The following is a 22,571-nucleotide window of genomic DNA, read 5'->3' as shown; positions in this document are numbered from 1 at the left end:
TTTTCTCGATAGTAAAAGTAATGGTATTATTGAGCGTTTCTAACAATTGCACCCACTATTCGCCGAAGGAAAAAAATAATCGATTAAGTGCCTGGAATTAGACAAAAGCACCGAATTAGAACTCCGATACAACAAATTACCTCATCTCTTGATGCTTTACCCAGAGCACTATATCTTGCACGGCCCGTTTCAAACCAGCTTCATCATCTTGTAATATGAAGGTCAATAAAATCCATTTTTGAACTTAATCGAGTTTTTCGGTAGATAATCTCCTTTACCCACTACAGCAGTTTATTTTTTATTCATCTTTGCAATAAATACTTTTATAACAAACACCTAACACGCTTCCCCAAGACTGAATTACAACAAACCCTTAACACACTAAAGCTGAACATGAAAATTCTGGTCACCGGCGCCGCTGGTTTTATTGGCTTCTACGTATCCGACAGATTAACAGATTTAGGCCATGATGTGGTTGGCCTCGATAATATCAACAACTATTACGATACCAATCTTAAGTTCGCCCGATTGAAGGAACTTGGTATTGAAAAGAGTGAAGCCTCCAAAGAAGGCTTGATTACCAGAAGCCACACCAAACCTTCATTTCGCTTTGTAAAAATGGATTTGTCAGATCGTGAAAGTATTGCAAACCTATTCAAGGAGGAGAACTTTGATGTTGTATGCAATTTGGCGGCCCAGGCAGGTGTAAGATATAGTCTAGAAAATCCTGGGGCCTATGTAGAAAGTAACATTGTTGGCTTCTTGAACATTCTGGAGGGATGTCGTCACCATAAAGTAAAACACCTGGTGTATGCCAGCAGTTCCAGTGTATATGGTCTCAACAAAAAAATACCTTTTGAAACCAGCGATCCGGTGGACCAACCGGTAAGCCTGTACGCAGCTTCCAAAAAGAGCAACGAACTTATGGCGCACACGTATAGCCATCTGTACAACTTCAACACTACCGGACTTAGATTTTTTACTGTTTATGGACCATGGGGCAGACCTGACATGGCCTTGTTTTTATTTACAAAGGCAATTTTGAACGGAGAACCAATAAAAGTATTCAATCACGGTAACCTAGAAAGGGATTTTACCTATATAGATGATATTACAGAGGGTATTGTACGAATCATTGAAAAAGATACAACAGAACGCTCAAAGAAGAATGACCTGTATAGACTTTACAATATTGGGAACAACAAATCGGTCAAACTTTTAGACTTTATTGAAGCTATAGAGAACAGCCTTGATTTAAAGGCAATCCGAGAAAACTTGCCCATGCAACCTGGAGATGTAGAAAAAACTTGGGCAAATGTAGATGAATTGATCATGGACTACGGCTACAAACCCAATACCCCTATTAATCAGGGAATCCATAAGTTTGTCGATTGGTACAAAGAATTTTACAATGTAAACAGGGGATAATCATAAAAACAACTTTACAACGTTTCAATAATTGTCCTTACAAAACTTAAAAATACTTTTAAACTAAACTTTAATCATGAATTTAACAGTAATCGGAACCGGATATGTTGGCTTGGTAAGTGGAACCTGTTTTGCCGAAATGGGAAACACGGTCACCTGCATAGATGTAGATGAAAATAAGATAAAAGGGCTTAAAAAAGGAATTATTCCCATCTATGAGCCTGGTTTGGAGCCCATGGTAAAAAGAAACATTGAAAACAATACCCTTCTTTTCAGCACGAGCCTTAAAGACAATTTAAATCAATGTGATGTTGCTTTCATAGCCGTTGGTACACCAATGGGCGAAGACGGTTCGGCAGACCTTAAATATGTACTGCAGGTTGCCAAAGAAATTGGTGAACACATGTCCACTCCCCTTATCGTCGTGGATAAATCCACCGTGCCCGTGGGAACGGCGGACAAAGTTCGGGAGACCATTGCAAAAGAGCTAAAGAAAAGAAATGCCGATATTGAATTCCATGTAGTCTCCAATCCCGAATTTTTAAAGGAAGGTGATGCTATAAATGATTTTCTGAAACCGGACAGAGTTGTTGTTGGTTCGGATGATGATAGTGCCACTAAGATAATGCGCAACCTCTATTCCCCATTTTTTAGGAGCAGTATGGATCGTTTGATCACTATGGATGTAAGGTCTGCGGAGATGACCAAGTATGTGGCAAATGCCATGTTGGCCACCAAGATCTCATTCATGAACGAGGTTGCCAATATATGTGAACTGGTAGATGCGGATGTGAATAAGGTCAGAATAGGGATTGGCTCCGATAGCCGTATCGGATACAGCTTTATATACCCAGGAAGCGGATACGGAGGCTCATGCTTCCCAAAAGATGTGAAAGCACTCAAAAGAACAGCGGAAGAGCACGGTTATACCCCAGAACTCATCAAAGCTGTGGAAGATGTCAACGACCGTCAAAAATTTGTCATCGCAAAAAAGGTAACGGAAAAATATGGTGAAGACTTAAGCGGATTGACTTTTGCCGTTTGGGGGCTTTCCTTCAAACCGGGAACCGACGATATGCGTGAAGCTCCTGCAATATATATTATAAAGGAGTTGACCAAAAGAGGGGCCAAAATCAATGCATATGACCCAAAAGCAATGGACGAAGCACAACATTTTTATCTTAAGGACGTGCCGAACATCACTTATTTTACGGCAAAATATGCAGCCTTGGAAAATGCAGATGCTATGATTTTACTTACTGAATGGAAAGAGTTTAGGGCACCGGACTTTGGTGAACTAAAGAAATTGCTGAAATCAGCAGTCATTTTTGATGGTAGAAACCAGTACGATCATGACAAGTTAAAATCTATGGAGTTCGAATACTATCAAATAGGCAAGAAATCCTGATTAATACCAAACTCATTTTGTAGCTGAACACCAAAGGGTTACCTGTTTCACCTCTAGTTTAAATCAATTAATTCAAATGATCCTATTTGCTGTTGATTCTATGATTGTCATAAATAATCCATGAGGAGCATTATCCAAAAAGTAAACGGCGGATTAAAAAACAAACTGATCAAAAATATTATTTTGGTCGGAGGTATCACCTTTGGTGTAAAAGTATTATCCTTTTTTAAGGAAACAGAAGTAGCGGCTTCTTTTGGACTTTCAATTTTTCTCGACACCTTTTTGATTGCCATTTTAATCCCAAACTTTATCCAACAGGTATTTATTGGGTCATTAAATAGTCTTTTTATACCTAATTATATAATTGAGGAGAAGAGCTCAAAACAATTAGGTTCGTTTCAAAGCGTATCCCTCATTTCCATACTGGGTATAGTAACTATCCTCTGTGTAGTGACTTTGGTTTTTTCCCAGTTTTTTTTGGAGAGCGTTTTTCCGGATCATACCATGGAATACTACCAATTGGTCAGAAATCAAATATATATTGTATTGCCCTGTATTTTTTTCTGGGGCTTTGCAAGTTTTGGAAACGCACTCCTGGAGATTGAAGGACACTTTTTCTTGTCCAAAATAACATTGGCGTATCCCCCGTTGGTAACACTTTTATCCTTGTTCTACTTTAGGGATTTTTTTGGTGATTATGTTTTGGCCTATTCCATGTTGATAGGCAGTGTACTTAGCTTTTCGCATTTGATTTTTTTTGTATGGCGCAAAAAACTAATTACAATTTCAAAAATTGAAATTAATCAGAACATTCGTGAGATGATGAGGCAGTATCCCCCAAAGGTAACATCGGGACTGTTAACAGGGATAAATCCTTTTGTTGACCAATTCTTTGCCGCTCAACTTGCCATAGGTTCTATCGCAGCGATCAATTACGGTATTAAAATTCCTTCTTTTATCATAAGCATAGTAATGGTTGCATTGAGCAATGTCCTTTTGCCACATTTTTCAAGAGCCATCGCCACTAATTTGGAAAAAGCGTTTAAACAGTTAAAAAAGCTTTGGGGGGTTACATTTCTGGGGGCATTGGTAATTTGTGCACTACTAATATTTTTTAGCAGCGACATTATAGCATTGTTTTTTGAGCGCAAAGAATTTACCAGCGAAGACACCGTGATTGTTTCCAAAATTCAAATAATATTTTTGCTCCATGTACCGTTTTACCTTTGTACGTTGATCACTGTTAGATTTCTTACGGCTTTGAACAAAAACAAGTTCATGGCTTGGTTATCCTTTTTTAACCTAATATTGAATCTTGTCCTAAATTTTATCTTTATAAAGTATTTCGAAGTATATGGTTTGGTCTTGAGCACCACCATTGTTTACATTATAGCGAGCTTTTTCTATGTAGGTTATGCAATACGATTGAGCAAAAAAGAAGTTGGCAACTCTTAAAACATTAATTTATTATGCCCAGGAAATATAGGATTGATTTTGTTTGCCACGCCATTTCCGGCGGAGGTGCCGAGAGAGTTTTGGTGCTCCTAGCTGAGAAATTTGGGGAAAACCACGACGTTAGAATCATCACATTCAACGAAAGTAGCTCCTATGACCTACCTTCAAATATCGAGCACATTAAACTTTATGGTGGATGGATACCGAACCATACTGTTAGAAGGTTTTTCAATTTACTCTCTTTTTACCGAAAAAAAGCCAATCGCCCAGACATAACAATAGGATTTATTACAAGAATAAACCTGGTCTCAATACTTGTTTCTAAAGTTTACAAGATTAAAGCTATTGGTTGTGAGCACAACAATCACCTGAGCGACAAAACCAAGTTATCCCGTTTCACAAGAAACAACGTTTATAAGTTTGCCGATTTAATAACTATTTTAACAAAGTTTGATGCACCTTTTTTTAAAGATAAAGGAGCAAAGGTTGAAGTGGTATACAATCCTGCAACATTTAGTGCGATTTCGGAACCAAGAAAAGCGCGAAAAAAAAATATTCTGGTTGCTGGCAGCCTAAACAAAATTTATCAAAAAGGATGGGACAACTTAGTACCCATTGTTGGCCCCTTATTACAAAAGCACCAGGATTGGAAGTTATTGATTGCCGGTGAAGGAGAAAAAGGAGAAAGCCTACTAAAAAATCAAATGGAAGAGCTTCGGATAAACCCAGCGTCAATTGAGTTCTTGGGGTTTACAAATAAAATTGGGGAAATTATGCGGGATAGTGAGATTTTTTTAATGGTCTCTAGGTACGAAGGACTTCCTATGGTACTAATAGAGGCAATGTCGCAAGGTATGGCCTGCATCTCTTACAACTGCTTGACCGGCCCGTCTGAAATAATCACCGACAATAAGAACGGTATATTGATAGAGAATCAAAATAGCTCCATCATGAGAGAGGGTTTGGACAACTTAATGGCTGATCAGGAAAAAAGAATAATGTTAGGACAAAGTGCTCCTGTCAGTATCGAAAAGTTCAATATGTCATCTATTCATAAAAAATGGGAGGAAATTCTTGAAGAAATACTATGTTGATACTATTAAGGTCATCCACAATAAAACACCTATGCATTTTAATCCCCTTTGTTTATTATGCGCTTAACTTAGTATTTTTCTTTTCGTTCTATTTATCCGAAAATATTAGTAGAATAATTGCCTACGGAATGCTCGGCCTTGGGGTCGGGGCGTTTATTCTTATGTTGCTTACGGAAAAACGTGAAAAAAAGCCATCAATGATCAAGTTATGGCGCGTTTTTTTTGTAGCCTATTTTGCAATTGGATTTTTGGCAAATACCCTACATGATTATTATTCGCCTCCTTTTTTAAAAACCTTGATTCCCTTCTTCTTTTTCTTGGCCTTTACAGAATATCTTTATGATCAAAAGAGAACAAAATTGTTCTTGAACACAGCTCTTATTACCTTCATGCTTGCCAATATTGTGCTCATTTTCTTCCATAAGATAAACTATTCGGTAGACCAATTTGGTATATATGAATATGATCTTAGCAGAGCAGGAGGCGTTCACGGAGATGCGAACAATGCAGCTCTAATGTGCCTAATAACCTATGTTTTGATTAGAAATTATTGGAAAGCTAAGAATAGTTTTCAAAAAACAATCAGGCTTTTATCATATGGCATCACTTTTTACGCTTTCTTTTTAGCATTTTCTAAAACGGGAATGGTAATTTTAATATTGATTCTTGTAATACAACAACTAAAAGAATTCAATCTTAAAAGATTCTTTATTCTTTTTTTCATTTTGCCACTGATTCTGGTTTTGGGAATCCAATATGGATTAAATTCCAACGTTTTAAATGACTCTCAAAAGGATAGATTGGAAAATGTGATAAATATTTTAACCCTTAATGTTGACAAAGTAGATAGTTCTAGCCGAGACGAGTTGCTATTAAATATGCTCAACTATGTTTTTGAAAACCCGATTTTGGGCAATGGTATTTACTTTGCCAATGAAATAAGGGGGCACAACACATATTTTGGTGTTTGGGCAGACTCTGGAATTTTTGTTTTTTTAATTTTTCTTGCCATCCCAATCACCTATGTACGCAAAGCAATGGGGATTGATGCTGGAAAAAGGGTTTTCGCATTGAGTCTTATAGCTGTACTTTTCATTTATATGATGACTCTTCAAACCGTAATCAATCAACCATATCTTATGGGGATTTTCGTTTTCCTTTGTTATTTGGTCTCTACCAAACAAGCATCACAAATGAAAAAGCGGATTGATTTTTAAATTTCCGACAATTCAATATATAATATTTCTTTCTACTTTGAAATGGTTAAAAAAATTGCTCATAATTCAAGCCAAAATATGGACTATAAGGAAATATCTTAGTTTGGTATGAAAACTTTATATAGTAATAAAAACTAAGTTCACTTATCACATATCACCAAAATTTTAATTCAATCCGTTCAAAAAAGTGTATTTCATCGAAAAAAAGTAAGTTTTCACCGAAATATTGGATGGGGGTATTATTTTAGCGTCCCGAATCTTAATCGTTCCTATAACCCCTTGACCTCTTGTTGAATGGCACCCCAAAAATCCATTACTCAAAAGTGTATGCTTTTATTTTTCCTATTCTTATCCCTAGCTTGCAGCAAGGATAATGATTTATTTACGGAAGTTATTGAAGAGGACATCAATAATTCCGAAAAAGATAAAGATGGTGAAATTGGTGAAGGCAGTGCAATTTTCCAACTAGCCAATGATGAATATACAATCAACGCTGTCAATTCCGTACACCTTTTTAATGTACTTCATAATGATACTATTCCCGAAAACACACAAGTATCAATTATAAAGACCTCTGTTGCACAAGAGGGCGATTTAAGCATAAATGAAGAAAACCTTTTGGCATATACCCCAACTATATATAGCGATAAAGGTAGCGGAGATGTAGTTACCGACGAATTTTCATATACAGTTTCCATAACTTTTGACGGCAAAACACAAGAAAAAGAGGCTTTTGTCACCGTAAAAACCCAATACGTTAACGACCCCGGAAAGGAAATGGGGACATTGAAAGCTTTTCCATCTGCTTATGGGCCAGGTTCTATGGCAACAGGAGGTAGAGGTAAAGTTTTGGCAATTGTGAACACACTTGATCCTTACGCCCCCCTATCCTATCACTCCAATGGTTCAGGAGGAAATGACGAGTACTATACCGGAGGTTTGTTTTCTGCATTGCAAGAAGAAAAAATAGGTTATATTGTTTTTGATGTATCGGGTGACATCCGTATGGGAAAAGGCAAGGGGTGGTACGACGGCTTTAGTGGAGTAAACAATAAAACTGTTTTTGGCCAATCGGCTCCAGAAGGTGGCATCACTTTAACAGAGAGAAGCGTTAGGTTTGATGGTAGTGATGGAGATAATAAAAACCTGATTTTTAGATACCTGAGAAGCCGACCTATTTATGATAGAAATGGGGTTGCAACGACCGAAGATGATGCTTTTACGTGGGGACTATTGTTTTATGGAGGAGAGGATATTATTGTTGATCATTGCTCCCTATCCTTTGCCCAAGATAAAGCAATTGGGGCATATATAGACCAATCCCATGCTTCAAAAGGCACCGGCTTAAGAAATTTGACCTTTCAACACAACTTTATCCAAGATTCCAACACTGGTGGATATGTGGAAATCAATCCAAACAGGGATGGAGATCCAGAAGAATTGGTAGATGCCATAAGCTGGCACAACAATATATTCTCAGGTGTAAATAGGACACCTAATTTAGCCTTTAGTGGAAGAGCAGAAAAAATCAATAACGTTATTCATAATACTCCTTCGAAGAATACTTCCGTCTATCATTCCCTTAGATTAAATTCTGAAGGAAATTACTACCAAAGACAGAGCACCACGCCAGACAAGGTTAGAATAGATGTTAATGATAGAACATCCGGGAATCCTTCTATTTATGCAAGTTCCAATGTTTTTGATGGTAAGGTCGGTCAAATTTCAATAACACTTTTGGGCAATCTTATAGAAGATAATTCTAAAATGTGGTCAACTTTGGATGCTAATATATTGGCTCCATCTTCATACTTTACAAAGAATAAGCACAACCATGGTTTTCCAAATCCTGTTCCAGTAGTATCGGCCAAAGAGGCCTTTGAAATATTGGCCAAAAAAGGTGATGTCGGTGCTTATAAATATATAGACAATAACGGATACGTTAAGACGTACCGAGATTCTTTTGATTCCGACCAATTATCCATAGTAACAAACAATTTAGACTATCAACCAAAGAACATTTCTAATTGGGTCCTACCCAACATTCCACATAAAACGCGGCCAGACTTTTATGATACCGATAAAGATGGTATGGCCGACGCTTGGGAGATTAGAACATTTGGTAATCTACAACAAAGTTATAGAGGTGACTATGACGGTGATGGCTATACAAACATAGAAGAATTTATGGCCCAAGTAGATTTTTAATTAACTGGTCCAATTTCTTCTTTTTATTGCCCAGATTCTTAATCTGTTTACACAAACTTAATTTTCCATTTTAAGGTTTTTTACAACAAAATCGGACTTTTCCTCGTTGTACAATTAATTGTTGGCGAAATTTATAATTTAAGTTTCACCTTTGCACTTATTTACTGCACAGTTAAATAGAATTATATTTTTAAAATGGTCTTAAAGAAAATAACCTCAATAATTAAAAACTACTACTATCGGCTAACCATGTCCGGGGTCGATTATGCCAGATATCTTGGAGTCGAAGTTGGTGAGAATTGTCGTATTTTGACTTCCAACTTTGGTTCAGAACCATGGCTGATAAAAATTGGAAACAAAGTTACCGTAACATCCGGAGTTAGAATTATTACGCATGATGGTGCCACTTGGCTGATGGAAGATGAGAAAGGAAGAAGGGAATATTTTGCAAGGGTTGTAATCGGGAACAACGTATTTTTAGGTTTAAACTCAATTATTATGCCCGGAGTCAAAATTGAGAGCAACTCAATAATTGCAGCCGGTAGCGTTGTAACGAAATCCGTACCATCAGGTTATATAGTCGGGGGAAATCCTGCCAAAATCATTGGTAAAACGGAGGATTATAGGAACAAAGTGCTAAAAGAGTATATTTCCAAATCAGAAATGGATCATAAAAAATCGTTTAAAGATCGTATATTGGAGGTGGTATCAGAAGATTTTAAACCTTTTTTGAACGCTTAAGAAATTTCCGATATTTCCACATATTTGAATTTATTCTTTATTAACACTAACCCAACCTCCCTTCACTGTGATCGATTCAAAAATTAAATACAAGGAATACCTCAAAGCCGACAAGGCTGCACTTAGTATCCACGGATCAGGGGTATCGCTATATATAAGAGAATTAGTAGCTCCCAATTACATCTGGAAGTTTCAAAAAAGATTGCGAAAACTCGAATATTATAAAAACTGTAAAAAAGGTTTTATCAACAAGGCCTATTATTTTTGGTTAAAATCCAGACATCGAAAGCTTGCTCTTAAGCTTTCTTTTAGCATTCCTGAAAACGTTTTTGGACCAGGGCTCTCCATTGCCCATTATGGGACTATCGTTGTTAATTCCAAGGCAAGGATTGGCAAAAACTGTAGAATTCATGTTTGCGTGAACATCGGTGCATCTGGAGGGATACCGAAAGCACCAATATTGGGGGATAATGTCTATATTGGACCAGGGGCCAAAATTTTTGGAGATATTACATTGGGAAGCAATATTGCCATAGCGGCAAATTCCACTGTGAACAAATCTATTTTAGAGGACAACATTTTAATTGCAGGGTCACCAGCAAAAAAAATCAAAGAAATTGATGTCAGTAATATCATACCAAATTTAAAAAACAAGTCTTTTTAGGTTTTAAACGCTCAATTGTACCTCTTTAAACTACCATTTCTCAATACTACAACTAAAATTAAATCGCTTAACAGCCGGACTTATAGAACGGCTTGATGAATTCCAAAATATGAAAAAAAAATACAAAGTCTTTTTTGTTATTCCTTCATTGAGAGCCGGTGGTGCTGAGCGCGTAATGTCCTTTGTGGCTCAAAATTTGAACCAAACTTTGTTCGAAACCACATTGGTAGTTATCGGAAGTAAAAAAGATTACTCTTACAAAATAGAAAACACGCACGTACTATTTTTAGAAAAAAGCAGGGTATTATATTCATTCTTTCCCATATTCTCATTACTGCAGAAACAAAAACCTGACATTGTAATCAGTGCAATAGGACACGTTAACGCAATTATGGCATTTGAATCTGTTTTTTTCAGAAAAACGGTTTTCATAGGAAGAGAGGTCAATGTAATTAGTGTACTTACCCAGATACAGCCTTCAAAAAGTTGGTATTCATTGTTCGATTTTACCAAATACTCATACAAACTACTGGATATTATACTATGCCAATCCAAAGACATGGCCAGAGATATGAAGGAAAACTTTGATGTTCCCAACAAAAAAATTAGAATCATCAACAATCCTGTATCAAGCTCCTTCACCCCAAAATCACAAAATCCAAACAACATCGTTCCTAAATTTATAACTGTGGGGAGTTTGGTTGATAGGAAAGGACACAAGAGGATTCTAAGTGCACTTGCACAATACAAAGGGAAATTTGAATATACGCTTTTGGGCGACGGAGAGAAGGCTGATGAAATCTTAAATTTCGCCAAAGAAATTGGATTGGAGAAAAACCTAATCCATATTCCGTTCTCCAAAAATGTCTCCAAATATTTGAAATCATCAAACGTTTATTTGCAAGGCTCTTATGTTGAAGGTTTTCCTAATGCCTTACTCGAAAGCTGCGCAACAGGAACCCCTGCCATAGTGTACAGAGCATTGGGGGGAATTGATGAAATAATTGAAAATGGGGTCAACGGATATATTGTTGAAAATGAAACTGAATTTGTGGAAAAATTGAATTTACTGTTGGAACAAAAGCTAGCCCCGGAAACTGTAAGCAGCTCCGTTACCCATAAATTTAACGCCCCAAAAATTTTGAAAGAATACGAAAATCTTTTTTTGGAAGTTTTGCAAAGATAAATCATGAAAGTATTACAACTAATCAATTCGCTAGGAGCCGGCGGAGCTGAAAAACTACTTGTGGATGCTGCTATTACCCACTCCAATATGGGTGTGCATGTTGACATCCTTCTTTTAAGAAATGTAGACTCACCTTTTGTCTCCAAATTAAAGAACCATCCCAATATCAACGTTTTTTGGTTGAGTGATACCGGTAGTGTATACAACCCGCTACACATTTTAAAATTGAACAAATATTTCAAAAAGTATGATATTGTTCATGTTCATTTGTTTCCGTGTTTGTATTGGGCCGGTATAGCTTCCTTATTTGGCAAAAATTACAAACTGGTATACACAGAACACAATACTACTAATAGAAGAAGAGAATCAAAGGTGTTCAAAATATTGGACAAGGTAATTTACAAGAGGTTCGATGAGATAGTTACCATATCCGATTCAGTCGATAAAAACCTTAAAGAGCACTTGGGAAAGAGTTTTAAGAATCTCACCAAAATATATAACGGTATAGACCTTAAAGAGATCAATATGGCCCAACCATATCCAAAAAAAGAACTAGGACTTACGGATTCCGCTATTTCCATAATACAGGTATCCAGTTTCACTGCACAAAAAAATCAAAATTTTCTGATCAAATCATTAAAAAGGCTACCGGAAAACTATTTTTTATTGCTTGTAGGAGATGGGGTTTTACGTAAACAGTCCGAAGAGCTAGCCCAAAAAATCGGTGTGCAGGAAAGAGTTCATTTTATGGGCGTTCGAAAAGATGTTCCAAGATTGTTGAAAACAGCAGACCTTGTAATCTTGTCATCCCACTTTGAAGGACTTTCACTTTCAAGCGTAGAAGGATTGGCATCGGGCAAACCTTTTTTGGCATCCGATGTACCTGGTCTTACCGAGGTTGTAGAAGGGGCAGGACTTTTATTTGAAGATGATAACATGGATAGTCTTGTAGGACATATCCAAAAATTAATGGACGATAAAATATTTCAAGAAAATGTGGCCTTAAAATCTCAAGAGCGGGCAAAAAAATATGATATAATTACCATGTGTAGACAATATCAGACATTATATCAAAAAGAATAAAAGGTTCTGATCCAAAATACCAACCTTTACAAAATTCTAATACATACCATAATTAAAAAATATTCTGGTAAATGAAAAAAAATGTGTTGATCATTGCCTCATTGGCAAATTCACTGCCCCATTTTAGGGGCGACTTTATTTCGGAACTAGTAAGGCAAGGTTATACAGTTTATGCTGCTGCACCTGATATTTCAGAAAAAGTTTCAAAACATTTGTCGGAACTTGGGGCTACTTATATCCCTTTTGATCTGGACAGAACAGGCCTAAATCCTATGAAGGATTTCAAATCTATACTCCAGATTAAAAATCTTATTAAAGATAATAATATTGATCTGGTTTTTCCCTACACAATCAAACCTGTAGTTTATGGCTCCATTGCAGCCAGTATGACCAACACCCCAACCATATCTTTGATCACAGGATTAGGTTTCACGTTTAGCGGAGCTTCTAGAAAGGCAAAGTTCCTTCAAAAAATCAGTAAAGCTCTGTACAGATATTCTTTAAGGAAAAACAAGCTCGTTATTTTTCAGAACAAAGATGATCGACAATTGTTCTTGGATAACAAGATTATTTCTAAAAATCAAAAAACCGACATAGTAAACGGATCCGGAGTAAATCTTGAACGCTACCCCCATCGTACATTAAAGGCTAAAGACCAAAAAGTAAAATTTGTTATAGTCGCAAGATTAATCAAAGAAAAAGGCATTCAATTGTTCATGGATACAGCCAGTCAACTAAAGGCAAATTATCCTTTATCAGAATTTCACATTATAGGCGGTATGGCCGATTCGCCTTCTGGAATCAAAATGGAGTCGTTAAACCACTTGCACGATTCAGGAACCATTATTTTCCATGGCCTCAAGGATAACGTGCCCGAATTTTTAAAAGATATGCATGTGTTTGTTCTACCAACCTTTTATAGAGAAGGGGTACCAAGGTCCATATTGGAGGCATTGTCCATAGGCATGCCTGTTATTACAACAGATACACCAGGTTGTAGGGAAACAATAGCTGAAGGGAAAAATGGCTTTTTGATTCCCCCTAACAATCTTGATGCCTTAGTGGATGCGTGCCGATATTTTCTAGATAACCCGAATACCATTGAACCAATGGGAAAAGAAAGTAGAAAATTGGCCGAGAAAAAATTTGATGTGAACATCATTAATAGTTTTTTAGTTGATAATATTAATTCAGTCCTAACAAAGTAGTAGAAGCCTTCCCTCCCATTCCAAAACCTCAATCAATATGTACGAGAAAGTAATTAAAAGATTTGCAGATTTTTTTGTTTCACTGTTTGCTATCATTCTTCTGTCACCAATATTGCTGATCCTGATTGTTCTACTTGCCATAGCAAATAATGGCAAGCCATTTTTCTTTCAAAAACGACCTGGGAAAAACGAACGGATTTTTACCATAATCAAATTCAAGACAATGAATGACAAGAAGGATAAGGATGGGAACCTACTGCCAGATATGCAGCGTATTACCAAGGTAGGCAGCTTTGTACGAGGTGCATCATTGGACGAATTGCTTCAACTGATCAACGTGGTAAAAGGAGACATGTCCATAGTAGGGCCTAGGCCTCTTTTGGTAGCCTACCTTCCCTTATACAACAAGGAACAGGCAAAACGGCATGATGTAAAACCAGGAATAACCGGTTGGGCTCAAGTCAATGGTCGAAATGCCATAAGCTGGGAAGAGAAATTTGTATTGGATGTTTGGTACGTGAACCATATAAGTTTTTACACAGACCTTAAAATTCTTATAAAAACGGTTCAAAAGGTATTTAAAAGAGAGGGTGTATCTGCCAGTGAGAGCGATACAATGGAAAGATTCATGGGAACCCCAAAAGTTTAAGTTACAATTCAAAGAGTGTTTAAGTAACTTCATAGAATAAAATCATTCCAATAACAATAATTGACTAGTTTTGGATGTCAACAATTTGATGCAACCTCAACTATGAAAACAGTGATGATTTTGGGTGGAACCAAAGGAGTGGGCAAAGAAATTCTACATTCCTGCTTGGAAAAAGAATACAATGTATCTTTTTGCGGACGAAACTTGGAGATGGGGAAAAAAATAATCCAATCCACAAAATCTGAAAATAAAGCTTACTTCCATAAACTGGACTTGAACAATATTGTAGAAATAGAAAATTTTTACAAGCAAACAATTAAAAAGTTCGGCCGAATAGATGCTTTGGTCATTTATGCGGGAATAACTCCTGTATCTTCCTTATTGGACACAGATGAGAAAACATACGACGAGGTTTTTAATGTCAACCTAAAAGCTCCTTTTTTTTTGGTCAGACATGTTCTAAAGTCAATGGTTGAAAAGCTTTCTGGGTCTATAATATTTTTTGGTTCTGCACATATGGATTATGGGGAAATCGATAGGGCGCCATATGCTCTTACCAAAAGTACTTTGTACACACTTTCTACCCATATAGCCCGTCATTATGCAAAATACAGAGTCAGGTCCAATTATGTAGTGATGGGATGGACCAACACTGAAGGGGAACTTGAACTAAGGGCAAAAGAAGGAATAACCGAGGAAAGCCTAAAAGAAAAAGCTTCCGGAATTATACCCATGGGCAGAATGTTGAGCCCATTTGACCCGATACCTGCGGTAATGCATTTAATTTCCGACGAATCCTCTATGACTACCGGCTCATTGATCAGAGTAACGGGTGGAGAATATATTTAACGACTTTATGGCATCAAATTTTCTTATCATCCCAAAATCAGAACTTATAAAAGGTTTTATATCAAATAAAAAAATCCGAAAGATGTATTCAGTTATATTTTAGTTAGACAAGTTATTGATTGAGTGCTGTACCGATAAATATAATAAAAACAATGTCAAAATATGAATAGTAATGCGAACGGGACAAATCAAATAAAAGTTAACCTATGAATACTGTTAAAATCAGCGTCATTGTTCCTATCTATAAGATAGAGGCTTACTTGCCCAAATGCATTGACAGTCTTTTAAATCAGTCTTTCCCCCACTTTGAACTAATATTGGTCAATGATGGCAGTCCTGATCTTTGCCCTAAAATTTGTGATGATTATGCAAAAATTGATTCAAGGATCAAAGTGGTCCACAAAGAGAACGGTGGGTTGTTAAGCGCTAGAAAAGAAGGCCTTAAAAATTCTTCGGGAAAATATATTTCCTACGTTGATGGAGATGATTGGGTCGACAATTACTATTTGGATGTTCTTTACAAACTTGCAGAAGCCAACGATTCCGATTTGGTGGTTACTGGCCACTTTAGGGAATTTGACGGGAAAATAGAAACCATAAAACCTAAACTGACGGGCATTTTTGAACAAGGTGAGATTCGGGATTCGATACTTCCCAAAGCTATTTATAATGGCAGGTTTTGTGAGCATGAAATTTCTACATATGTATGGAACAAACTTTTTAAAAGAGAATTATTGGAGGAAATCCTATATGACGTTCCCAACGAAATTATTATGGGAGAGGATGCGGCAATTACTTATGCATATTTGTCCGTATCCAAAAAGCTAACCATTAGCGGCATCCCCCTTTACTACTATAGACAACGACACGATTCCATCGTAAAATCCATAGAGAATCCGGAAATGGAGTATTATCGGCTTGGTTTGCTTATGAGCTTTTTAAAGGAAAAGCTCAGCGGTGTTCTTAGTCCTGAAAACTTGTCTACTCAACTTAAGTTTTACCTTTATTCTCAAATCCTTGTAAGATCTGGTGGCTTAATTTATAGTCAATCCGGAAAAATTCTGTTCAACCCTTTTTTAAATGTGAACCAAAATTCCAAGGTCGTGGTATATAGCTCTGGTTCGTTTGGGCAACATATTCTTTCTACCAATACAAAAACAGGTTACTTTAAAATTATTAAATGGATAGATGTCGATTATCATCATTTAAATGTTGGTGGAAATGTCGTTAAACCTCTTAGTTCTATAAATAACGAAGAGTTTGACTTTTTAATAATTGCGACCATAGACCCATCCATACATGATTCTATTAAAATGGAGCTGGGGCTCATGGGAATTACCGAGGATAAATTTGTTGAAATCAATACAAATGAAGGACAAATTGGAAATTTACTGACGCAACTGGGGTTCAACCATGACTTTATATATACTCATTGGACCAAAACTGAATCCGATTTAAAATTTACATAAACCGAATTAAACTCATGACAAAAAAACTTATCATATTGGGAGGAAATCCTGAAACAGGGGTCCTGGTCGATATTGCCGAATCAATGGGGATATATACTATTGTGATCGACCCCAACCCTGAGGCTCCTGCCAAAAAAAATGCTTCGGAAACCTACGATATCGATGGTTTCGATATAGACGGCATCGTTGCTGTAGCAAAAGAACGTGAAGTAGATGGAGTACTGGTGGGTGTCGCCGACATTCTTGTAAAACCATATAGAGAGATTTGTGAAAGACTTAATTTTCATTGCTATGCCAATGAAAAAACAATAGAAGCATTTTGTAGCAAGGATGGCTACAAAAAATATTGTGCCGAATATGGGGTGCAAGATATTCCCGGTATTTACTTGACGAGCGATCATGACATAAAAAAACCGGAAAATATTGATTTTCCGTTAATGGTGAAACCTGTAGACAGTGGCGGAGGAGTCGGTATGAAAATATGTAGGGACGAAGAAGACTATATTGCTACTGTAAAAAATGTCCTCAAGTTTTCAAAAAAGGGAGTGGTACTGGTCGAAAAATACATGGACTCGCATTGTGATGATATGGCCGTTTATTACACCTTTAAAGATGGTGTACCCTACCTTTCTGCTACTTATGACAGATATCTTACCAGAATGCAAGGGGACTCCAGTCCTATTGCAATAGGTACCGTTTACCCTTCAAAGTATAGCGACATATTTGTGAAAGAAGTTCATCCAAAACTGTCCGCTATGTTCAAGGGATTGGATATTGAAACAGGGGTGCTTAATATTCAGTTTTTTGTGGAAAACAATGTTTTTTATAGCTATGATCCAGGGTTCAGGCTACAAGGGGAAGCCCCACATATTCACCTTCAACATATTAATGGGTTCGACCACAGAAAAATGCTCATTAACTATGCCCTCACCGGTGTGTTTGGGGATGATGATTTCTCCGACAAGAACGATTATATGATGAATGGCAAAGCTGCTTGTTCTGTATGGGTATTATTAAAATCCGGTAAAATTGAATCTATTGAAGGTTTCGAAAAAGTAAAGTCACATAAGAACGTAAACTTTATTGTTGAGAGATTCCAAGAAGGTGAGAGCATAAAAGAAGAATGGTTAGGAACCGAAAGACAGGTACTTTACAGAATATATACATCTGGAGATTCGATCTTTGAGATAAATAAAACTATCGAGGATATAAAAAATGTATTAAAAGTAACCGACCCAGAAGGTAACGATATGGTCATTGAATGGTTAAAGCCATGGAATACCCAAGATTATATTTTTAATTAAAAATTATCGCAATAATAAAGAATGGGACAAAACATATTAGAAAAATTCAGTCTAAAAGATAAGACAGCCATTGTAGTTGGAGGAGCAGGAGATCTAGGAAAAGCAATGGTAGAAGCATTATTGGAAGCAGGTGCCAAAACAGTGGTGATAGATTTTGACGACCGTATTTTTAAAATCTGTGAAGATTTTAAAAATACGGGATTGGTCCATGTAACCCCTATCAAGGCCGACGTAAGCAAAGTATCGGAAATCAAAGAATCGTACGATGCCGCTCTGGAAGCTTTAGGAGGCAAATTGGATATATTGATCAACTCGGCCGGTATCCAACGTAGGTATTCCAGTGAAACATTCCCAGATGAGGAATGGAGCAAGGTAATAGCAATAAACTTAGACGCTACTTTTTATTACTGTAAGCACGCTGGTAACACAATGCTCAAAAATGGTGGCGGAAAGATTATAAACATCGCATCGCTTATGAGCTTTTTGGGGGGCATAACCATTCCCGCATATGCTGCTTCTAAAGGTGGGGTTGGTCAATTGACCAAAGCTTTGTCCAACGACTGGGCAGCCAAGGGAATCTGTGTGAATGCCATTGCCCCTGGTTATATGGACACACAATTGAACACCGCACTTATTAATGACAAAAAGCGGACAGAAGAAGTTTTCCTACGTGTACCTATGAAAAGATGGGGAACCGGGGAAGACTTGAAAGGCCTGACCATTTTTTTAGCCTCTGCAGCCAGTGATTATGTTACAGGATGCGTGATCCCTGTTGATGGTGGTTATCTTGCCAGGTAACCCAAATAAAGCTTGAGTTTTAAAAATAAGTAAATCTGATACCCCGTTTTTTCGGGGTATTTTCTTTTTTTGAAAAATCTTGAAATCTAATTTATAATCACTATGGGATAAAGTTGGACTTCAAGGAAATTTCATAAAAAATATTGGTCACAAAGGCTCTTACAGAAGCATTTTATCTATTAAAATTGTTACAAGACCGTTTTATTTGTCAAATCTATTCTGTGTGATAATTTTACTGCTATAATCTTTAAGAAAGATGGATTGTTTCTAAAATACCAACCTTAAATCAAAACCCTTGAAAGCAAAAAATATATTTTCTTCTTTTTGTCCATCCAAAACAACCCCAAACAATTAATTCATCATAATGAGGTTAAGCATAGTTATTCCATTGTACAACAAGGAAAAATTTATTGATCGCTGTTTAAATAGTCTCCTTGATCAGAACCTTCCACCAGAGGAGTATGAAATCATAATAGTTGATGATGGTTCTACAGACTCAAGCTATGCAATTGCATGCACTTATGCAGAAAAATATTCGAACGTGGTGGCGCACCGCCAAAAAAATGGTGGTGCCGGAGCTGCACGCAACACAGGGTTTGAAATGTCAAAAGGCGCCTATGTTTACTTCCTGGATGCAGATGATTACATTGCCAAGGACACCCTGAAACCTATTGCTGAAATCAGTGAACAAAACAGCCTTGATATTCTTGGTTTTAACACGAAACATGTAAATAACACCGAATTCTTACCCAATTCTACCACCGAAAATCCAGAAAACTTAACTGTTGTCATTTTGGATGGCATAACGTTCATTGCAGAAAGAAACTTCAGGAATGAGGCATGGTGGTATATCATAAACAGGGAATTCCTGATAGAGACAGGTATCAAATTTACCGAAGGTAGATTTATCCAAGACTCCATTTTTACGGCAACACTATTATTAAGACCCAAGAGAATATCCAAAATAAACTTTGATGTCCACCGATTTGTTAAAGTTGAAAATTCTGCGACAACCAATAAAAAACAGGCACATATTGTTAAGTTTATTGATGATTTGGTTTATGCCATTGGACGGTTTGATGTTTTAATCAAAAGCCTGGACCGTTCGGACAAAAACTATCAAAAAGTTGTGAAGATTTATAAAAGTAAACAGCAATCATTTGTGTTTACCATTTTTTTGAAAGCATTCAGATGTCCTGCAATTCGTTTTAAAGACTTAAATAAAATATTGATTAAATTAAAGGAATTGGAGGTATATCCAATAAATCGAAAAATTGGAGGTATTGGAGGTCCAAAAACTCGAACGTTGTACAACTTTACCTTTATACCCGTATTCAACAATAAAGTTTTGCTATACCTAGGCCTTAAATTAAATAGATTAAAGGCATCTGTACTTTAAAAAAACCAACACTTAAACACTTGTTTATTTAATTAATAAAGTATTTGTTGATGATGGATATTCAAAAAAACAGATACTCTAAAGAAAAACAATATAAATACTCCTCTCTTAAATGATACAGGTTATTGAAGAAAAGAAACCTTGGGACGAGTTTATCTCAAGTTTTGAAGATGCAGACCTATACCACACTTTCGATTACCATATGATTGCGAAAGACGGAGGAAAACCTGTATTGTTAAAATATACTTTAGGAGATATTAACATTGGCCTGCCTCTTTTAATTAGGGACATTCCAAATACAGCCTTTAAAGATGCAACATCGGTTTACGGCTATGCCGGACCTGTATATAAAAATGTAACAAAAAACTTCGATAGCATTCATTTTAACAATGAATTGATGGAGTATTTTCAATCCAACAATATTGTTTCCGTCTTTTCTAGACTTAACCCTTTTTTACCTTTGCAACATAAGGTTTTGGAAAACATCGGACTAATAGATAAAAAAGGCCCAATTGTTATTATTGACCTTGCTAAAGACATAGAACTCCAACGTCAAGAATTTAGTAAAAGATTAAAAGGTCAATTGAACAAAGCTCGGCGCTGTAGCCATATTATAAAGGTAAAAAGTGATGAAGAGCTCCATAAGTTCATCAATATTTATCATGAAAACATGGACAGGGTCAATGCCCGATCCATGTACTATTTTAAAAATGAATATTTTAAAGACATAGCTAAAAGCAACAGCTTCAAAACAGAAACACTTTTAGCCGTCCATAATGAAACTGGTGATGTAATGGGGGCCAGTATGTTCTTTTACAGAGACTCCATTGTACATTACCACCTATCGGGCACAAAAACCGAGTACCTGCCACTAATGCCAACAAAGCTTTTAATAGATGAAATGAGGTTAAAAGCCTCAGAATTAGGTTTAGCTTATTTTAATTTAGGTGGCGGTCTTTCTGGTGCGGATGATTCTTTACTACAATTCAAATCATCCTTTTCAAAAAAAATGGAAGATTTTTATGTTTGGAAATTAATTGTTGATAAAAATATCTACAATAAAATAACCAAAGAATGTTCTGCTACGGGCAACTCCGATTTTTTTCCACTTTACAGATGCAGTAATCAATTAGTGCTCAGTACAAAATGATTAAAACAAACCCGTTTACCTCAACTACATTCTGTTCCATTTGGTCCAAACATTTTTTAGACGATAGGGAACCCCGCTCCTTCAACTTTATAAAAAATATATCATTCTACCAATCCAAGATTCCGGGACTTTACATCAATAGCGGAAGAAACTTGACCAAAGGACTCAATTTGGAATTGGGCGAGTCATCCACCGAACTGGAAAAGGGGAAAACATTTCTCATCTACGATGTGATAGATTTCGAGAGCAACAATCAAGCTGTTGAAAAGACAGACATGGGGCATTATGCCATTCGCCAATATCCCGGGTACTTAATAGATTTAAGCTCCTTCAAATCGTTGGATGATTATCTATCCAAAACTTTTAAAAAAAGTAGCAGGTACAAACTGCGCAAATACAAAAAGAGATTGGAAGAGAGTTTTAATATATCCTTTAAAGCGTATTGCGGGGATATGTCCCAAAATGAATACGATTCCATTTTCTCCAGCTTTAGAAATCTTTTGGAAAAACGTTTTGCCGAAAAACAGATCAGCAACAACAATTTGGATAAAGAAGAGTGGGATTTTTACAAGGATGTGGCCCATCCCATGATCTTGGAAAAAAAAGCGGTACTCTTTGTGATGTACAACAACGATGAGCCCATAAGCGTAACGCTGGGGTATCTTTCCAAAAGCCGGATATTTGATGCCATTACAGTATTCGATATAGACTTTACCAAGTTCCACCTGGGCAGTATCAAAATTATGTACTTGATCGACTGGTGCGTTAAAAATGGTTGGCATACACTTGATTTTTCAAAAGGTCATTTTGATTATAAAACACGTTGGGCCAACAAGCAATTTGATTTTTATTACCACATCTGGTTCGATAAAAAATCGCTAAAAGCAAGGGCTATTTCTTATTCGTTAAAGCTCTTTTTTACCTTAAAACAGGTTTTGAGGGAAAGAAAGGTTAATGATATTTTGCATAGGTTCACTTACAGGCTCAAAAACAAAGAAGAGCAAAAAGCACAATATGCTTTTGAGGAAAACGGTCCTGATTGTACAAAAGTTCCTTTGGAAGAACTAAACCTCAAGTCCAATGAAAATGAATTGTTCAAAAGGGTTTGTTACGACTTTTTGTACTTGTTCCCCGAAAATGAATCCAATATCAAAATATTTAGATTGGCGAACCACGAATCCCTTTATTTAATAAAGGGCAAAGAGAAAGAAAGTTTTGTCCGGCTTATCCAATAATGGGATTTTTTAGTGGCTTGGTTTTA

19 protein-coding genes are annotated in these 22,571 nt (G+C 36.5%); all 19 read left to right on the top strand.

The genetic code is table 11. From position 1 onward, the window contains the following. Positions 1-393 precede the first annotated feature (393 nt). The 19 genes from GVT53_RS05795 (at position 394) to GVT53_RS05705 (ending at position 22,545) form a co-directional block, all read left to right on the top strand. Positions 394-1,428 carry an NAD-dependent epimerase gene (locus tag GVT53_RS05795; RefSeq protein ID WP_166247866.1) on the top strand — a complete coding sequence of 345 codons (1,035 nt, stop codon included), beginning with the start codon at positions 394-396 and terminating at the stop codon, positions 1,426-1,428. Positions 1,429-1,504: 76 nt separating this feature from the next. Next, entirely contained in the window at positions 1,505-2,836 is a 1,332-nt protein-coding gene (locus GVT53_RS05790; RefSeq protein ID WP_166247865.1) for a UDP-glucose dehydrogenase family protein, read from the top strand. 120 nt (positions 2,837-2,956) lie between these two features. Continuing rightward, complete coding sequence (gene murJ, locus GVT53_RS05785) at positions 2,957-4,291, top strand: murein biosynthesis integral membrane protein MurJ (RefSeq protein ID WP_166247864.1); 1,335 nt, start codon at positions 2,957-2,959, stop codon at positions 4,289-4,291. Positions 4,292-4,305: 14 nt separating this feature from the next. After that, entirely contained in the window at positions 4,306-5,385 is a 1,080-nt protein-coding gene (locus GVT53_RS05780; RefSeq protein ID WP_166247863.1) for a glycosyltransferase family 4 protein, read from the top strand. A 365-nt stretch (positions 5,386-5,750) separates the two neighbouring features. Beyond that, positions 5,751-6,602 carry an O-antigen ligase family protein gene (locus GVT53_RS05775; protein ID WP_166247862.1) on the top strand — a complete coding sequence of 284 codons (852 nt, stop codon included), beginning with the start codon at positions 5,751-5,753 and terminating at the stop codon, positions 6,600-6,602. Between the two features lie 327 nt (positions 6,603-6,929). Then, entirely contained in the window at positions 6,930-8,810 is a 1,881-nt protein-coding gene (locus GVT53_RS05770; protein WP_166247861.1) for an Ig-like domain-containing protein, read from the top strand. Positions 8,811-9,005: 195 nt separating this feature from the next. After that, positions 9,006-9,551, top strand: a complete 546-nt coding sequence (locus tag GVT53_RS05765) for an acyltransferase (protein ID WP_240905155.1) — start codon at positions 9,006-9,008, stop codon at positions 9,549-9,551. Between the two features lie 67 nt (positions 9,552-9,618). Beyond that, entirely contained in the window at positions 9,619-10,215 is a 597-nt protein-coding gene (locus GVT53_RS05760) for a serine O-acetyltransferase (protein ID WP_166247860.1), read from the top strand. Positions 10,216-10,324: 109 nt separating this feature from the next. Next, the gene (locus GVT53_RS05755; RefSeq protein ID WP_166247859.1) at positions 10,325-11,401 is read left to right on the top strand and encodes a glycosyltransferase; all 1,077 of its coding nucleotides are present in this window, start codon (positions 10,325-10,327) and stop codon (positions 11,399-11,401) included. Between the two features lie 3 nt (positions 11,402-11,404). Next, complete coding sequence (locus tag GVT53_RS05750; protein WP_166247858.1) at positions 11,405-12,484, top strand: glycosyltransferase; 1,080 nt, start codon at positions 11,405-11,407, stop codon at positions 12,482-12,484. A 71-nt stretch (positions 12,485-12,555) separates the two neighbouring features. Further along, the gene (locus GVT53_RS05745) at positions 12,556-13,692 is read left to right on the top strand and encodes a glycosyltransferase family 4 protein (protein WP_166247857.1); all 1,137 of its coding nucleotides are present in this window, start codon (positions 12,556-12,558) and stop codon (positions 13,690-13,692) included. A gap of 37 nt (positions 13,693-13,729) precedes the next feature. Beyond that, the gene (locus GVT53_RS05740; RefSeq protein ID WP_166247856.1) at positions 13,730-14,341 is read left to right on the top strand and encodes a sugar transferase; all 612 of its coding nucleotides are present in this window, start codon (positions 13,730-13,732) and stop codon (positions 14,339-14,341) included. A 102-nt stretch (positions 14,342-14,443) separates the two neighbouring features. Continuing rightward, positions 14,444-15,190 carry an SDR family NAD(P)-dependent oxidoreductase gene (locus GVT53_RS05735; protein WP_166247855.1) on the top strand — a complete coding sequence of 249 codons (747 nt, stop codon included), beginning with the start codon at positions 14,444-14,446 and terminating at the stop codon, positions 15,188-15,190. Between the two features lie 206 nt (positions 15,191-15,396). After that, positions 15,397-16,659 (top strand): glycosyltransferase family 2 protein, encoded by a 1,263-nt coding sequence (locus tag GVT53_RS05730; protein WP_166247854.1) that lies wholly within the window; start codon positions 15,397-15,399, stop codon positions 16,657-16,659. Positions 16,660-16,673: 14 nt separating this feature from the next. Beyond that, positions 16,674-17,963: an ATP-grasp domain-containing protein gene (locus tag GVT53_RS05725; protein ID WP_166247853.1), complete on the top strand. Its 1,290-nt coding sequence runs from the start codon at positions 16,674-16,676 to the stop codon at positions 17,961-17,963. A gap of 21 nt (positions 17,964-17,984) precedes the next feature. Continuing rightward, complete coding sequence (locus GVT53_RS05720; protein ID WP_166247852.1) at positions 17,985-18,761, top strand: SDR family oxidoreductase; 777 nt, start codon at positions 17,985-17,987, stop codon at positions 18,759-18,761. Positions 18,762-19,125: 364 nt separating this feature from the next. After that, complete coding sequence (locus tag GVT53_RS05715) at positions 19,126-20,160, top strand: glycosyltransferase (RefSeq protein WP_166247851.1); 1,035 nt, start codon at positions 19,126-19,128, stop codon at positions 20,158-20,160. A 112-nt stretch (positions 20,161-20,272) separates the two neighbouring features. Further along, positions 20,273-21,310, top strand: a complete 1,038-nt coding sequence (locus GVT53_RS05710) for a peptidoglycan bridge formation glycyltransferase FemA/FemB family protein (RefSeq protein ID WP_166247850.1) — start codon at positions 20,273-20,275, stop codon at positions 21,308-21,310. Beyond that, on the top strand, positions 21,307-22,545 hold the full coding sequence (locus tag GVT53_RS05705) for a GNAT family N-acetyltransferase (RefSeq protein WP_166247849.1): 1,239 nt from the start codon (positions 21,307-21,309) through the stop codon (positions 22,543-22,545). The genes GVT53_RS05710 and GVT53_RS05705 overlap by 4 nt, the downstream gene beginning before the upstream one ends. The last annotated feature ends 26 nt before the right edge of the window (positions 22,546-22,571 follow it).

The sequence above is a fragment of the Flagellimonas oceani genome (assembly GCF_011068285.1).
GTDB classification, from domain to species: Bacteria; Bacteroidota; Bacteroidia; order Flavobacteriales; family Flavobacteriaceae; genus Flagellimonas; species Flagellimonas oceani.
This window is presented reverse-complemented; position numbering and strand designations above follow the sequence as displayed.

What these genes read in the sequence shown, in the direction of transcription:
- GVT53_RS05735 (WP_166247855.1), top strand. Translation starts at nt 14,444, where the DNA reads ATGAAAACAGTGATGATTTTGGGTGGAACCAAAGGAGTGGGCAAAGAA.
- GVT53_RS05715 (WP_166247851.1), top strand. Translation starts at nt 19,126, where the DNA reads ATGAGGTTAAGCATAGTTATTCCATTGTACAACAAGGAAAAATTTATT.
- GVT53_RS05790 (WP_166247865.1), top strand. Translation starts at nt 1,505, where the DNA reads ATGAATTTAACAGTAATCGGAACCGGATATGTTGGCTTGGTAAGTGGA.
- GVT53_RS05745 (WP_166247857.1), top strand. Translation starts at nt 12,556, where the DNA reads ATGAAAAAAAATGTGTTGATCATTGCCTCATTGGCAAATTCACTGCCC.
- GVT53_RS05730 (WP_166247854.1), top strand. Translation starts at nt 15,397, where the DNA reads ATGAATACTGTTAAAATCAGCGTCATTGTTCCTATCTATAAGATAGAG.
- murJ (WP_166247864.1), top strand. Translation starts at nt 2,957, where the DNA reads ATGAGGAGCATTATCCAAAAAGTAAACGGCGGATTAAAAAACAAACTG.
- GVT53_RS05770 (WP_166247861.1), top strand. Translation starts at nt 6,930, where the DNA reads ATGCTTTTATTTTTCCTATTCTTATCCCTAGCTTGCAGCAAGGATAAT.
- GVT53_RS05755 (WP_166247859.1), top strand. Translation starts at nt 10,325, where the DNA reads ATGAAAAAAAAATACAAAGTCTTTTTTGTTATTCCTTCATTGAGAGCC.
- GVT53_RS05780 (WP_166247863.1), top strand. Translation starts at nt 4,306, where the DNA reads ATGCCCAGGAAATATAGGATTGATTTTGTTTGCCACGCCATTTCCGGC.
- GVT53_RS05795 (WP_166247866.1), top strand. Translation starts at nt 394, where the DNA reads ATGAAAATTCTGGTCACCGGCGCCGCTGGTTTTATTGGCTTCTACGTA.
- GVT53_RS05750 (WP_166247858.1), top strand. Translation starts at nt 11,405, where the DNA reads ATGAAAGTATTACAACTAATCAATTCGCTAGGAGCCGGCGGAGCTGAA.
- GVT53_RS05765 (WP_240905155.1), top strand. Translation starts at nt 9,006, where the DNA reads ATGGTCTTAAAGAAAATAACCTCAATAATTAAAAACTACTACTATCGG.
- GVT53_RS05720 (WP_166247852.1), top strand. Translation starts at nt 17,985, where the DNA reads ATGGGACAAAACATATTAGAAAAATTCAGTCTAAAAGATAAGACAGCC.
- GVT53_RS05705 (WP_166247849.1), top strand. Translation starts at nt 21,307, where the DNA reads ATGATTAAAACAAACCCGTTTACCTCAACTACATTCTGTTCCATTTGG.
- GVT53_RS05710 (WP_166247850.1), top strand. Translation starts at nt 20,273, where the DNA reads ATGATACAGGTTATTGAAGAAAAGAAACCTTGGGACGAGTTTATCTCA.
- GVT53_RS05725 (WP_166247853.1), top strand. Translation starts at nt 16,674, where the DNA reads ATGACAAAAAAACTTATCATATTGGGAGGAAATCCTGAAACAGGGGTC.
- GVT53_RS05740 (WP_166247856.1), top strand. Translation starts at nt 13,730, where the DNA reads ATGTACGAGAAAGTAATTAAAAGATTTGCAGATTTTTTTGTTTCACTG.